10 protein-coding genes are annotated in these 15238 nt (G+C 61.9%); 4 read left to right on the plus strand and 6 right to left on the minus strand.

Features of this window, described 5'->3' with window-relative positions; translation table 11 throughout:
- Positions 1-2793: a 3-keto-alpha-glucoside-1,2-lyase-like domain-containing protein gene (locus BTIS_RS02290; protein WP_094662271.1), complete on the plus strand. Its 2793-nt coding sequence runs from the start codon at positions 1-3 to the stop codon at positions 2791-2793.
- Between the two features lie 27 nt (positions 2794-2820).
- Here BTIS_RS02290 and BTIS_RS02295 read toward each other — a convergent pair whose 3' ends face one another.
- Entirely contained in the window at positions 2821-3996 is a 1176-nt protein-coding gene (locus BTIS_RS02295; RefSeq protein WP_094662273.1) for a LacI family DNA-binding transcriptional regulator, read from the minus strand.
- Between the two features lie 203 nt (positions 3997-4199).
- Here BTIS_RS02295 and uxaC point away from each other — a divergent pair, with 203 nt between their 5' ends.
- The 3 genes from uxaC to BTIS_RS02310 all read left to right on the plus strand — a co-directional run bounded on the left by uxaC (position 4200) and on the right by BTIS_RS02310 (position 8872).
- Positions 4200-5606, plus strand: coding sequence for a glucuronate isomerase (gene uxaC, locus BTIS_RS02300; protein ID WP_223848131.1), 1407 nt, complete (start codon positions 4200-4202; stop codon positions 5604-5606).
- A gap of 355 nt (positions 5607-5961) precedes the next feature.
- Positions 5962-7599, plus strand: a complete 1638-nt coding sequence (locus BTIS_RS02305) for a mannitol dehydrogenase family protein (RefSeq protein ID WP_094662275.1) — start codon at positions 5962-5964, stop codon at positions 7597-7599.
- Positions 7600-7741: 142 nt separating this feature from the next.
- Positions 7742-8872, plus strand: a complete 1131-nt coding sequence (locus BTIS_RS02310) for a mannonate dehydratase (protein ID WP_094662277.1) — start codon at positions 7742-7744, stop codon at positions 8870-8872.
- An 813-nt stretch (positions 8873-9685) separates the two neighbouring features.
- On the opposite strand, the gene hxlB is transcribed toward BTIS_RS02310, so the two are convergent.
- The 5 genes from hxlB to BTIS_RS02335 all read right to left on the minus strand — a co-directional run bounded on the left by hxlB (position 9686) and on the right by BTIS_RS02335 (position 14679).
- A complete protein-coding gene (gene hxlB / locus BTIS_RS02315; protein WP_094662510.1) occupies positions 9686-10285 on the minus strand; it encodes a 6-phospho-3-hexuloisomerase in 600 nt (199 codons plus the stop codon).
- Between the two features lie 118 nt (positions 10286-10403).
- On the minus strand, positions 10404-11030 hold the full coding sequence (locus tag BTIS_RS02320) for an orotidine 5'-phosphate decarboxylase / HUMPS family protein (protein WP_094662279.1): 627 nt from the start codon (positions 11028-11030) through the stop codon (positions 10404-10406).
- The gene (locus tag BTIS_RS02325; protein WP_094662281.1) at positions 11027-11998 is read right to left on the minus strand and encodes a sugar kinase; all 972 of its coding nucleotides are present in this window, start codon (positions 11996-11998) and stop codon (positions 11027-11029) included. Before BTIS_RS02325 ends, BTIS_RS02320 begins: the two co-directional genes overlap by 4 nt.
- Before the next feature lie 406 nt (positions 11999-12404).
- Positions 12405-13181, minus strand: a complete 777-nt coding sequence (locus BTIS_RS02330; RefSeq protein WP_094662283.1) for a sugar phosphate isomerase/epimerase family protein — start codon at positions 13179-13181, stop codon at positions 12405-12407.
- A gap of 172 nt (positions 13182-13353) precedes the next feature.
- Positions 13354-14679 (minus strand): gluconate:proton symporter, encoded by a 1326-nt coding sequence (locus tag BTIS_RS02335; RefSeq protein ID WP_094662285.1) that lies wholly within the window; start codon positions 14677-14679, stop codon positions 13354-13356.
- Between the last annotated feature and the right edge of the window lie 559 nt (positions 14680-15238).

The raw sequence follows: 15238 nt of genomic DNA on the forward strand, positions 1-15238 counted from the left end.
ATGGCATCATCCGCATCCGCATCATTCTCATCGCCGGCCACGCCGCAGTTTCCGGCCCCGTCGTCACCACTCGGCGCGGTGGATATCCGCATCGACGCCGAAGCTGTCGACAACGCCATCGCCAGCCGTCATGGTCTGACCTTCAAGGGCTTCGGCGTGCTGTCCGGCAACGCCACGTCAAGTCTGCTCATGGACTACAAGGCAGCCCATCCGGACGACTATTGGCGTCTGATCGAAACGCTGTTCGGCGGTCCGCGCCCGATCATGAACCTTGTCAAGGTGGAGATGGGCAACGATCGCAACAATTCCACCGGGCCGAACGTCGCCACCATGCGCGACCGCGACGAATACCCGGCCGTGCGACGCGAGCCCGGCTTCCAACTCGCCGCCGATGCCCGCCGCTATCAGCCGCGGCTGCACGTAAGCATGCTGCGCTGGCACGCCCCCACCTGGGTGCGGTCGAACGACGACATCTACCACTGGTACAAGAACACCATTCTCGCCGTCTACCGCGAATACGGCTACATGGTCGACACGGTGAATCCCGACGTAAACGAACGCACCGCCGATCTGGCGTGGGTGGCCGAATTCCGGCATCGCGTGGCCAACGACACGACCGGATTCATCGGCAACGGCCCGGATGATCCGAACGCCGGGTTCCGTGACGGGCGTGAGCAGGAACTGTTCCGCTGCATCCGCGTGATCACGTCCGACGAGGAGACGACGGGCACATTCGGCGACGATCTGGTGGCCGACCGGGAGTTGCGCGATACGATCGACATCGCCGCCTACCACTACAGCGTGCGCGACGACGACGAGGGCAATTTCACCCGTCTGGCGGACGAATTCGACAAGGAGATCTGGAATTCGGAGGCGCAGGCCACGTTCTCGAATTCCGCCGATCGTCCGAACAACACGATGGACGATGGCCGTGGCGCCGGTCGTGTGGGCACCCGTCTGGGCGGCATCGGCTCGCCGCTGGAAATGGGAAATACGATCATCAAGGGCTTTGTGAAGTCCCGTCGTACGAACGCGATCTATCAGCCGGCCATCGGATCGTTCTACGAGGGTCTGGAGTATTCGCATAAGGAGCTGATCTCCGCACGTGACCCGTGGAGCGGCTGGATCTACTACGACGCCGGTCTGACCGTGTTGGAGCATTTCTGCCGATTCGCGGAACTGGGCTATGACGATCGTGCGTGGCGCGCGGTGCCCGAGGCGAGCGTATGCGAAGTGGATGGCAACAATCCGGTGTGCGGCGCCCGTCATGGCGAGCCGTCCGCGCTGACGCTGGTGTCGCCCGACGCATCGAACTATTCCACGGTGATCGTGAACGACAGCGGCTACGAGCGCGTCTACCGCATCGAGGCGCGTGGATTCGCCGGCGAGGGCCGTCCGCTGCACGTGTGGCGGACGCGCGCCGCCGAACCGGGCCGTGCGTACGACAGCGACTATCTGCAGGTCGTCAACGCGGTCGAGCCGGCGAACGGTGTGTGCACGATCGTGGTCGAACCGTGGTCGGTGGTGACCGCCACCACGCTGTCGCCGGACGAGGTGCCCGCGGTGGGCGTGCCGCATACGGACGAGCGGACGCGCGATGTGCTCGATGTGGATCCGAACGGCACGCTGCTGTACGCCGACGATTTCGACTACGCCGACCAGCCTCCGGTGGACGTGTTCAAATACGACGATCTGGTGAAGGATGACTACCTGACCAGTCGTGGCGGCGAAACGGGCGCGTCGGCGCGGTACACGACCGATACGAACGGCGCGTTCGAGGTCGTGGCCACCAATGTGCTGGTGGACAACGGCTATCTGACCGGTGACGCGTCGCGTGGCCATGGCGGTCATGTGCTGCGTCAGCAGATCGACTGGAACCACGCCGGCAACGCGTGGATCGAGGGCGATCCTCGTACGTCGATCGGCGACCTGCGGTGGGCCAACTATCGCGTGGGCGTGGACGTGCTGTTCGAGGAGTATCCCGGTCGTGCGCCATACGTACTGATCGGCGCCCGCGAGATGGGCGGCTCCAAGTTCAGCACCGATCTGGCCGCATACGATTTCAAGCTGCGTGCCGACGGCGTGTGGCTGCTACGCAACTACGGCAACGAGGTGCGCCGCGGTCACGGCGTGGATCTTGAACTCGACGGCACCGGATTCAAGACCGGATCGGGGGAGTGGAACCGCGTGGAGCTCGAAGTGGCCGCCGATACGGTCACCGTGTTCATCAACGGTGTGCGCGTGACCTCGTGGCGCGATCCGCATCCGCAGACCGCGGGACGTGTGCAGTTGGGCACCAGTTTCGACCATGTGCTGTTCGACAATCTGCGTGTGGAACGACTGCCCGGATTCGCGCCGTATTATCGTCATCTGATCGACGACATGCATATGACCTCGTGGGAGGGGAGTCGCGACGACTGTGCCGAAGACGTCGACGAATGCGATACCACGGTGCCGGTGCTCGAATACTCCGGCGAATGGACGCACGACAACGGCAAGGGCATGTACACGTATCAGCGCACCGAATCGGTGGCGCTCGCGGCCGGCGCCTCGGTGAGCCTGACGACCGACGGTTCCGGCGTGGACCTGTTCGGTCCGAGTGACGGCAGCGCGCGACTCAACGCCTACGTGGACGGCGTGTTGGTACGGTCCGGCATGACCGTGCACCCCACTACGGCATCGCTGCGCACCGCATTCCAGCTGCGTGGGCTACCGGCCGGTACGCATCGCATCACGTTCGCGCTCGCGGACGGCAGCACGCCGTTCACGCTTGACGCGGTCGGCGTGCTGTAAGAGCCCTAGTGCAGTCGCAGTGAACCCCTAGTGCAGTCGCAGCAGATGGATGTCCGACGACGCGGGGCCGGTGCTGGCGCGCGGAATGAACGTCGATCTGAGGAACTTCGTCGTCGGCATGGCCGACTCGGCCTGTGCGTGACGCAGCTGCGCGATGATCTCGTCGACCGCCTGCTCGGCGGGTTCCTTGCGCGGCAGTCGCACCGTTGACAACGCCGGGTCCACCAGCGAACTGATCGGGGTGTCGTCGATGCCGATCACGCTCACCTCTTCCGGTACGCGCATGCCCTTGGCCTGCAACGCCTTGATGAATCCGATGGCCACGATGTCGTTGTATGCGATCACCGCGGTTGTCGGATTGTGCATGAATTCGTCGGAATACCGGTATCCGCCGCTGTACGACGGCGCATTGGAGGAGATGCGGCGCAGTCGCATGCCCGCCTTCGAGCAGTACTGCGACAGCACGCGCCAACGTCGGCCATCCTGCCATGACGCCTCGGGGCCGGACAGATACGTCAGCTCGCTATGACCTAGTTGCATCAGATATTCCACGGCCTCGGCCACGCCCTGCTGCGCGTCGGGGACGATTGAATGCACGCCGCGAATGGGCCTGTTCAGTACGATCAGCGGCTTGATCTCGGCGAGTTTGCGAATCGTGGCATCGGAGGAGCGCGACGACGCGAGGATCAGTCCATCCACATGATGCATGGCCAGCTTCAGCGCCTTGCGTTCGATCAGATGCGTCTCCTCGAAATCGATGATCAGCAAACCGAATCCCTTGCGCAGACACTGATGCTGCGCGCTTTTCACGTAGTCGGCGAAGATCGGATTGCCCAGATCGGCCACGGTGATGGCCAGCAGTCCGTTGAGCTGATCGGAATCGTTCATGTTCAGCGAAGTGATCGCCTTTGCGCGATAGCCGAGACGATCGGCGGCGTCGCGGATACGTCGTGCGGTTTCCGCGCTCACGCGGCCCGGTCGCGCGAACGCACGCGACACCGTGGATGGCGATACGCCCACCGCCTTGGCCACGTCGCGGATCGTGGCCATCTTGCGCCTACCTGTGCCGCCCGTGCTGGCGTGATCGCTGGCGGTATCGGTGTCATCGGGGCCGTTCATGCCGGCGTCGGCGGTCTTCGGGTCGGCGATATCATGATCTTCGGCGGTCTCGTTGCCGTCGTTGGCATCCATCGGTGAGTTCATTAATGTTCACTCCTGATCGTTGTCTACTGTTTCCTTACTTTACCGGTCTGCATCAAAGTTCTCCATCAGTCGCATTATCGGAACGATGTGCACGATAAAACCGTCACCGATGCCAAACGTCGGCAAATAGTGGCAACATCATGATGCGCGGCGTCCTCAATCCGATAATCGAAATGGAGGATATAGCAAACAAAGGAGTTTCCATGGTTAACGCTGATAGGCTGTTTCCCGCCGATCCCGCGCTGCGCGACATCACTCGCGAACTGTACGCGGAAGTGAAGGATCTGCCGATCATCTCCCCCCACGGCCACGTGCCGATTCAGTGGTTCCACGACAAGGACTACCACTTCGCCAACCCCACCGAGCTGTTCATCACGCCCGACCATTACGTGACCCGCATCATGCACTCGCAGGGCGTTGAGCTCAAGGACCTGGGCGTGAACCAGAAGGAGTTCACCCCTGAGCAGTCCAAGCACGCGTTCGAACTGTTCGGCAAGTACTGGTACGCCTACGCAGGCACCCCGATGCGCTACTGGTTCGAGGACGCACTGGCCAACGTATTCGGCATCGATAAGGAATTCGGCCCCGACACCGCCGGCGAGATCTACGACGAGCTCGACGCGCTGCTGAAGACCGACGAATTCTCCACTCGTGCCCTGGTGAAGAAGTTCAACCTCGAGTTCATCTCCACCACCGACGACACGTTCGATGACCTGCACCTGCACGACGAGACCAACGCCGACCCCGACTTCCCGGCCCGCCTTGCGCCGGCCTTCCGCCCCGACAAGCTGCTCGAGCCCAAGAAGACCCCGGACTGGGCCGCCCAGGTGGCCAAGCTCGGCGAGGTGACCGGTGAGGACACCTCCACCTACGAAGGTTTCTTCGAGGCCATGCGCAAGCGCCGTCTGTACTTCAAGGAGCACGGTGCCGTGCTGTCCGACCACTCCCACGACGACGTGCGCTCCGACCGCGTGCCGGACGACGAGCTGCCCGCCCTGTACAAGGAGGCCCTCGACGGCACGATCAGCGAAGAGGACGCCACCCGTCTGCGCCGCACGTTCTTCAACGATCAGATCCGCCTCGCCCAGGAGGACGGCCTGGTCATGACCGTGCACCCGTCCGTGTTCCGTAGCTACGACAAGGGCAACCTCGCCACCTACGGTCCCGATACCGGTGCCGATATCCCGGCCCGCGCCGAGTTCGCCGCCGCCCTGCAGCCGATGCTCAACCAGTACGGCTCCAACAAGGACTTCCACTTCGTGGCCTTCACCATGGACGAGACCGTGTACTCCCGCGAGCTCGCCCCGCTGGCCGGCTTCTACCCGGGCTTCTACGTGGGTGCCCCGTGGTGGTTCATCGACTCCCCGGAACCGATCCTGCGCTACCTCAACGCGGTGACCACCGCCGCCGGCTTCACCAAGCTGTCCGGCTTCATCGACGACACCCGCGCCCTGTGCTCCATCCCGGCCCGTCACGACATGAACCGTCGTCTGACCTGCCGTTTCGTCGCCGGACTGGTGGCCGACCACCGTCTGAGCCTCGAGGAAGGCAAGCGCGTGGTCCGCGACTCCGTGCAGGCCGTGCCGCGCAAGGTCTTCAAGCTCGACTGAGCGTTGAGCGATAGCAGAATCGGTCTTCGGCCGGTGCGATGACACTTCGGAATCATGACACGCTGATCATGCATCATCGATCATGAACCGTTGGAATCACACCGGCCGCAAGGCCGATTCTCATGTACGGCGTTGCACATTCGATATATACGGATATATACGAATAGATACGACGATATATACGAATTGCACGGTGAATCGCAATGATGAATTGCAACGTCGTTTTGGCCATGGATCACGACTGTGGCAAACCATGGCTACTTGCCAATATCGAACACGAATTCACATAGACTGAATATCAGCGACGCGTGCCAACGAAGGTGCGCGGCACATCAATGGAAGGAAAACGTCAATCATGGTTCTTCATCTGACTGATGATTTCAAGGCCAATGCAGCCGAATGGGAGGCTGCCGGCGTTACGCTGCCGCAGTACGATCCGGAGGCCGTCAAGGCCTACACCGCCGAACACCCCTACTGGGTGCACTTCGGCGCGGGCAACCTGTTCCGTGAGGTTCACGCGCTCATCGCGCAGAGCCTGCTCAATCAGGGCCTGACCAAGTCCGGCGTGATCGTCGCCGAGACCTTCGATGCCGACATCGTCACCGACGCGTTCAAACCGTTCGACAACCGCGGCCTGTCCGTCATCCTCAAGTCTGACGGCTCGATCGACACCGAGCTCGTGGCCTCCGTCGCCGAATCCTTCGGTGTCAAGCAGCACGATGAGGTGTGGGACGGTCTGGTCAAGGTCTTCACCAACCCCGAACTGCAGTTCGTCACCGTCACCATCACCGAGAAGGGCTACTCGATCAAGAACAACGACGGCGAACTGCTGCCGTGGATCAAGCCCGAGGTCGAAAACGGCCCCGACTCCGCCGTGTCCGCCATGGGTGCCATCACCGCGCTGCTGTTCGAGCGCTTCAAGGCCGGTGCCAAGCCGATCTCCATGGTCAGCACCGACAACTTCTCCCAGAACGGCGACCGCTTCCGTGCCGTCATCGTCGAGTTCGCCCAGCTGTGGGCCGACAAGGGCTTCGTGCCGGACGAGTTCGTCACCTACGTGGACGACCCCGACAAGGTGGCCTTCCCGCTGAGCATGATCGACCGCATCACCCCGAACCCGGCCGAGTCCGTCTCCAAGCTGCTCGCCGACAAGGGCTTCGCCGACAACGAGATCTTCCACACCGCCAAGGGCACCAACGTGGCTCCGTTCGCCAACTCCGAGGAGACCTGGTACCTGGTTATCGAGGATCAGTTCCCGAACGGACGCCCCGAGCTCGAGAAGGCCGGCGTGTTCCTGGGCGACCGCGACACCGTCAACGACTCCGACGAGATGAAGGTCACCACCTGCCTCAACCCGGTGCACACCGCGCTGGCCACCACCGGTCGCCTGATGAGCTACGACTCCATGAGCAAGACCATCGCCGACCCGGATCTCAAGGCTCTTGCTGAGCGCCTGTCCTACGTGGAGGGCCTGCCGGTCGTGGCCGACCCGGGCATCTTCTCCCCGAAGGACTTCGCCGAGAAGGTCATCGACGTGCGTGTGCCGAACCCGAGCCTGCCTGATTCCCCGGCCCGCATCTCCACCGACACCTCGCAGAAGGTGCCGATCCGCTACGGTGTGACCATCAAGAAGTACATCGAGTCCCCCGACCACGACGTGAACGAACTCGTCGCCATCCCGCTGGCCATCGCCGCCTGGCTGCGTCTGCTGCTTGGCAAGGACGGCAAGGCCACCGACGACAACGGCAACGAGATCACGCTGAGCCCGGATCCGCGCATGGCCGAGCTGCAGAACGCTCTGAGCCCGCTCACCCTGGGCGGCGATCTGTCCAAGGCCGACGAGGTGCTCAAGCCGATTCTCGCCGACGCGACCCTGTGGAACGTGGACCTCACGCAGACCCCGCTCGCCGAGAAGATCGTCAAGTACTTCAAGGAGTTCGCGGCCGGCACCGGTACGCTGCACCCGGTTCTTGAGAAGGAGCTCGGTCTCTGAGCTTGGTCTCTGAGTCTGAGTCGTCTTACGACTACGACCAACTGAATCATTCAATCGAGGGAAGGGAACGACCCCTTCCCTCGTCAGACAATACAGACAACACAGACAACCAAAAACCGACAACAAGCAAAGGATCATCATTATGAAGATGGGTTTCCGCTGGTACGGCGAGGGTAACGACACCATTTCGCTGGATGACATCCGCCAGATTCCCGGTGTCGAGACGATCGTCTGGTCCCTGCACCACAAGCAGGCCGGTGAACTGTGGGAGCCGGAGGAGATCGAGCATGAGATGAAGCTCATCACTGGTCTCTCCGAGGATGACCGCAAGCGCGGCATCACCAAGACGTTCAACGCCGACGTCGTCGAATCCGTCAACGTGCACGAGTCCATCAAGACCGGCAAGACCATGCTCGGCATGAGCCGCGACGAGGCGCTCGACAACTACATCAAGACCATCGAGAACCTCGGCAAGGCCGGCGTGAAGGTCGTCACCTACAACTTCATGCCCGTGTTCGACTGGCTGCGCACCGACATGTTCCACCCGAGCCCGGACGGCTCCACCGCCCTGTACTACGATGCTCACAAGGTCGCCCAGCTCACCGATCCGCAGGCTCTGATCGACGAGACCCTCAACGGCGCCGGCAACCTGACTATGCCGGGTTGGGAGCCGGAGCGTCTGGCCCACCTGCCTGAGTTCATCGAGGCCTACAAGGGCATCGATCACGACAAGTACTACGAGAACTACAAGGTGTTCCTGGACGCCGTGATCCCCACCTGCGAGAAGTACGACGTCAAGCTCGCCGTGCACCCCGACGACCCGGCCTTCGATCTGTTCGGCTGGCCGCGCGTCGTGTCCTCCAAGGAAGGCATCCAGCGCGTGCTCGACCTCAACCCGAGCCCGTACAACGGCCTGTGCCTGTGCCTCGGTTCGTTCTCGTCCCGCCGCAGCAACGATCCGGTCGACGCCGTCAAGACGTTCATGGACCGCATCCACTTCAGCCACGTGCGCAACATCAAGTTCCTCGACGAGGCCGGCTCCTTCTCCGAGGTGGGCCACCGCGCATCCGAGGGTGACGTGGACACCATCGGCATCATGAAGGCGTACGCCGAGGCCGACTACCAGGGCTACATCCGTCCGGACCACGGCCGTCACCTGTGGAACGAGAACACCCCGGAGCACAAGCCGCGTCCGGGCTACGGCCTGTACGACCGCGCCCTCGGCATCCAGTACCTGCTGGGTGTGTGGGACACCGTCAAGTACAACAAGTAGTCGTCGGTTTCCGTTCTCCGAGCGCGATCCGGTGACAGTTCGGTCTGCGCAATCGTTGTGATGGTGCAGACGGTTCGGTCCAACGGGTCGATGCTCGCTCCAGCCAAAGCGATCGACTGATCGTGGTGGCTGATCCTCCGTTGACCGAGGGGCTTCCTGCGTGAATATGCGCGGGGAGCCCCTCGTCGTATATGTGCGTCGTATATGTCGTATATGCGCGTGGCACCGAGTCGAAACGGTGAACATCATGCCCAATAGGGTGCATGTCGTATGCCGTAGGTGTGGGTCCGACGCATAGGTGCGGCAAACACGCATCGGAGATCCACTCCGGTGCTTATCCGACACACGCACGCGTCGAACAGGCATTGGAAACACGCCTCGGTGCTCAACCATCGCACGCACACGTCGTATAAGCACAGAAAACGAGCTTCGGTGTTTATATGACGCATAGGCGCGTCGGACAAGCATCGCGGAATGCATGCCATGCCTATGTGACACACGTATACGTCAAACAAGCACCGGAAAGACACGTTCAATGCGTATCTGACGCAATCTGTCACCGAACCCGCAGCGTACGGAGTCCTTTACTGCGGGTCTGATATGGGCCGATAGAAAAACCGCAGTGTGCGTGATTCCACACTGCGGGTTTGATGACGTTGCGGCATCGACCCGCAGATAAGAGGCGTATACGTTGCGGGTTCGTGATCCACTGACAACAGACCCGCAGCGAGTGGTATCCCTCACTGCGGGTCTGGAACGGATTGATGATCAATCCGCAGTAAACAATACGAACAGTCGGTGCGGCCGTCGCGATTACTCCACGTTGGCGTGATTGGCGTTGGCCTGCGCGTCGGACACGTTGTCGCGGCGTGAGAGCAGCAGGCACAGCGCGTCGAGGGCGATATGCACGCTCTGATCGAACAGCGAGCTCAGCAGCTGGATCGAACCGCCGGCCTCACCCTTCACACGGCCCGGCACCAGAATCACGACGTCCGCGGCGGCGGCCAGCGGCGACTCCGGCTTCGACGTGACGGCGATCACCTTCACGCCGAGCTTCTTCGCGGCCTCGGCGTCCTCCACGGTCTTGCGGGTCTTGCCCGAGCCGGAGATGCCGAGCAGCACATCGCCCTCGTGCATGGACGGGCAGATCGTTTCGCCCATCATGTAGCTTGTGTATCCGATGTGCATCATGCGCATGGCGAAGCTGCGTGCCTGGAATCCGGAGCGGCCCTCACCGGTGGCGTACACGCGGTCGTTGCGGCCGATGATGTCACGCGCGGCGATGAGATCGTGTTCATCCATCTTGGCGATGACGCCCTGGATCTCCTCGACGATCTGATCGAGCACGCGCGGCTCGGTCGTCGTGACGGATGCGGTGGTGGTTGCGTTGACAGTGGTGGTTTCGTTGGTCATGATCAACTCTTTTCCTTGGTGTTTTGATTGGTGACGGTCGTATGCAATCTCTTAGTGTGATCACACTAAGAGATTGAGGTCTTAAGTCCGGTCTTGCCTGCAGGTTCGCATTCGGCCGTCACGCGGTTCTGCACGCGGCCTTGCACTCGGCGCAGGCGGCGGCGATATCGGCGGCCTTGGTGATGGCCGACCCCATGATCGCGATCTCCACGCCCTCGGCGGCGAGCCCGGCCAGCTGATCCTTCGTGATGCCTCCGGCGATGGCGATATGACGAATCCGCGGATACCGCGCCTTGAACGCACGCACCTGACCGACCGGATCGGCCGTCGCGCCGGAATCGACCGACGTGTGCAGACAATACACGGCATTGTCGTAGTCGCTGATCCGCTCGATACGATCGTCGTCGCACTCTAGCAGATCGATCATCATCACGCCGTCATGCGTTTCGGCGGACGCATAACACACGTCGAGCGTGCCCTTCGACGACGATCCCATCACGGTCAGATACCGGAATCCGCAGTCGAATCCGAGATCGAATTCGTACCGTCCTTCGTCGCATGTCTTGATATCGCCGAGTACGGCAGTGCCGTTCGCCGCCTCGATCAGCGGACCGAGTGCACGCACACCGAACTCCTTGGTCAGCGACGTTCCCACTTCGATCACATCGGCCGAATCGGCCACCTGGCGGATGATCTCCACCGCGCGTGGAATATCCACGCGATCGATTGCAACCTGCAGTTTCACAGCGATACTTCCTTTCTGGGGGTGTTGGCGATGAATGAGTCAAGCTGTTCGCGGCTCGGCAGCCCCTCCGAATCGGAGACGCTGGTCACCTGGATCGCGCCCACGGCATTCGCGCGCTCGAGCAGACGATCGGCGGGCAGATCCTCCAGCAGCGCGGTGATCGCGCCGGATGCGAATCCGTCGCCGGCGCCCACGGTGTCGACCACATCCACCACGAAACTGGGCACTACGGTCTCCACGCGCTCGCCGTCGTCGTTGCGTGAGAACAGTGCCGATCCGTTGGCACCGAGCTTGATGATCACCTGCCGCACGCCCATGTCGAGATAGAAGTCGGCCACGTCGCGCGCGTCCTCGCGTCCGGAGAACATCTGCCCCTCCGACAGGCCGGGCATGAACACGTCGCACTTGGCGGCGAGCGCGTTGGTGGCGCGAATCATCTCCTCTTCGCTGGACCACAGGGTGGGGCGCGGGTTCGGGTCGAACGTGACGGTCGCACCGTGGTCGTGGGCGGCGTCGATCAGCCGCTCGATGGTGGCGTATGTGTTGTCGGCGAGCGCTGCGAACACGCCGGATACATGCAGGATGCGCAGCCCACCGAAGTCGATGTCGTCGACGATGTCGGGCGTGGTGCGGCTGGCGGCGGAACCCTTGCGGAAGTAGATGACCTTGGGGTCGCCGTCGGGCAGGACTACTTTGAGCTGGGAGCCGGTGGCGGCTTCGCTGCTGCGGCTGATGTTGGCGGTGTCGATGCCGGCGTTGGTCATGTAGTCGACGATCATGTCGCCCTGCCAGTCGCTGCCGAGCGTGGTCACGTAGCTGACGGTGTGGCCTTGACGGCGTACACCGATGGCGACGTTGAATTCGGCGCCGGCCATCTGGGTGGGCAGGGTGCGGGCTTCCATGTAGGTCTGGTCGGAGTCGGCGATGAGGTTCACCATGGGTTCGCCGATGGTCATGACTTCTGGCATTGCGGGGTCCTTACGGGTTGGGTGTGTGGTGTGTGGGGTGGGGAAAGCGAGTGAGGGCGGGGAGTTGTGGAGTTGAGAAGTGCGTGCGGGGGGAGCGGGATGAAGACCGTTTGCACGCTGTGGATGGCGTGGAAAAGATTGGGGATGGAGTCCGGTGCGTCCGGTGCTGTCAGTACACAGGCTGTTGGTACACAGGCTGTTGGTACACAGGCTGTTGGTACACAGGCTGTTGGTACACAGGCTGTCAGTACATAGGCTGTTGGGATCGAGACTGTCAGTGCCGAGACCGTCGGTACTCAGTCAGGCCGGTGCTGGACTCCATGAATCAGGATGAATCAGCGGCGGATCCGTGACGAATCAGCGGCGCATCAGTGTGGTGTTACCGCAGTTCGAGTTCGACACGTTCCTACGCCAGCGCGGCACGAACCTGCTCGACCTGCGCGGCGACATTCGCGGCGTCGATCGGGAACTCAAGGAACACGGGGACGTCGGCGGGCAGCTGGGAAAGCAGGGTCTTCCAGTCGATCACACCGTTTTCGAGCATGGTGGTGGCGAGTTCGTCACGCTCGGTGGCACCGTTCACGTTCTTGAGGTGGAACACGCTGACCGAGTCCTTGAGTTCGGCGAATGCGGCGGCCGGGTCCTCGCCGCGCCAGAACCAGTTGCCGAGGTCGAACGTGTATCCGATCGCGCTGCCGGCGGCGGCCACGTTGGCGAGCGAGGCACGCGTGCAGTCGAGCGTGCCGTTTTCGGGGGTCTGATCGTTTTCGATGGTCACGGTCACGCCGTATTCGGCGGCGAGCGCGTCGATGCCGTGCAACACGTCGGCGGCAACGTCCTTCACATCACCCTGATTGAGTTTAACGTTCGTGGCGCCCATGCGCTTCGCCTCGGTAAAGTACTGCTGCAATGCCGGATTGGCGACGCCGTTCGCGGTGATGATCTCCGGCACGGAGTAGAAGAGCGCGAGTCCACCGGCCTTGGCCGCGGCTGCGATGCGGTCGAATTCGGTGTCGTCGGCGATGTATTCGCGGCGGACCTCGGCGAGCGTGATGCCGAGATCGGCGATACGCGGCAGTAGTTCGGACTGCGGGACACTGTTGGTGAGATCGGTCAGGTAAACGAGCGTATTAATGCCGATGGTGTGGGTCTGTGTTGCTGCGGAGGTGGTCTGTGCGGTCATGACATTGTCCTTTCGTGACGTTCGGTGTTGTCCGATGGCGTCGATGATGCGTGTTGGTTATGGTCCGGAACCGCGGTCGGGAACGATCCGATCCATGGTTCCGGATTCCGTTGTAGTCGTTGTAGTCGTTGTAGTCGTTGCAGTCGGGGAACGGTTGGGAATATGGCGGTGATTAGAACAGCAGCAGTCCGGCGAGGCCCATGATCGGGAAGGTACAGGCCCAGTAGACGGGCACGCCGTTCTTGAGGAAGGTCTTGGGTTCGAGTCCGGTGTAGCCCACCGACCAGGTGTTCCACGACTGCGTGATGCAGGCGGAGATGCAGGTCATGGACGGCACGACGAGCAGTGCGAACAGGAACCAGGCGTTGAACATGCCGGTGGCCATGAAGATGCTGATCACCGCGGAGCCGGCGCCGTACAGTTCCAGCGGACCGCGGAACAGGGCGAGCGGGGCGAGGATGCAGAAGGCGAGACCGAGGATGAACGTGTTGTTCGGGATGAGCGGGGTGAGCACCGGGCCGAAGTCCTTCATCACGGTGACGGCCGTCTCCTGGAAGAAGCGCAGCACGAGCAGCATGATGATCAGCGGGCCGATGTCGCCGATGGCGGTCTTGGCGGTGGATTCGATCATACGGCCGAAGCCCTTGAGGGTCTTCATGTGACCGGTGAACGCGAAGGTGAGGATAGTGGCGAGCATGAGGGCCGGCACGGCGTTCCACTGCAGGACGATGCACAGGGCCACGGGCACGATCGGCATGATGTAGGTCCACACCGGCACATCGGGGATGTCGGTCGGACGTTCGTCGGGATCGCCCACCTCGTACGGGGTGCCGTTCTTGATGGCCTTGGCGTTGATGAGGATGAAGATGATTACGCCGAGCATCTGCACGGCCAGTGCGGCGATGCCGAAGCGCAGATAGTGAGTGCCCCAGCCCACCACGGATCCGTCGGGGGACTTGTAGTCCTGGTAGAAGGCGGCGAACTGCACGAACAGCACGCTGTTGACCCACATGGCGGCACCGATGGACAGGGTGAACACGGGCACGGCCACGCGCTTGGGTACGCCCAGGCGGCCCATGATCGGGAAGAGGATCACACCGATGGCGATGGCTGAGCCCACGCCGTAGGCGCTGGTGAAGATAAGGCAGGTGACGGTGGCCATGCAGATGGTGGCGAGTACGGGGTTCTTCTCGCCGACCTTGGCGGTGCGGTAGGAGATCGACGATGCGATGCCGGTGTCCACGAGTACACGGCCGAACCATGCGCCGCAGACGATCTGGATGATCGTCGGACCGTAGGTGAGGGCCGGCTGGGCGAAGATGTCCTCCACCACGTCGAACGGTTCGCCGACGCCGAATGCCACGCCGAGGAAGTAGATGAGCAGCCAGACGATGGTCTGCACAAAGAATCCGATGGTGAGGTTGCCGCCTTTCATCGCGTATACCGCGAAGCAGACGAAGGAGAGGATGAGCAGTATGCCCATGATTCCGGTGATCATTGCGCTCCTCCTTGAGCCGGTGCCCCTGAGTATGGCAGTGGGCAGGTATGTCCGTGGGGTTCGACGGTCCGCTGGTCGTTGCGTATGTCGCCGTTCCGGTGGTGTTGCTGGTTGTTGAAATGCTTGCTGATTGCTGTGTACTACGTGCTTGTTGTGTACCGGTTTTGTGTACCGGTTAACAAGCGTTGACTTGAGTATGCCACGCTTATGTGTACCGGTCAACTAAGTCCATCCTATCGGCGTGTCGTTTTCCGTACGTCCGTATTCTCCGCACTCCTGCGTCATATAAGCACCGAAGTGTGTTTTCGGTGCCTGTTTGGCGCATGCGTGTGTCATATGAGCATCACAGCGTGTCTCCGGTGCTTAAGTGACGTATTCGTGCGTCGTTTGAGCACTGAGCAGTCTCTTCGGTGCTTGTCGGACGCACGTATGTGTCATATGAGCATCGGGGCGTGCGTCCGGTGCTTGTTCGGCGCATACGTGTGTTGGATGCGCACTTTCGCGGTGATTCCGCATTGTGTGGCAAGGAACGTTGTGTGGTGTGAAGCGTTGCGTGGCA

This window comes from Bifidobacterium tissieri, from assembly GCF_002259645.1.
GTDB classification, from domain to species: domain Bacteria; phylum Actinomycetota; class Actinomycetes; order Actinomycetales; family Bifidobacteriaceae; genus Galliscardovia; species Galliscardovia tissieri.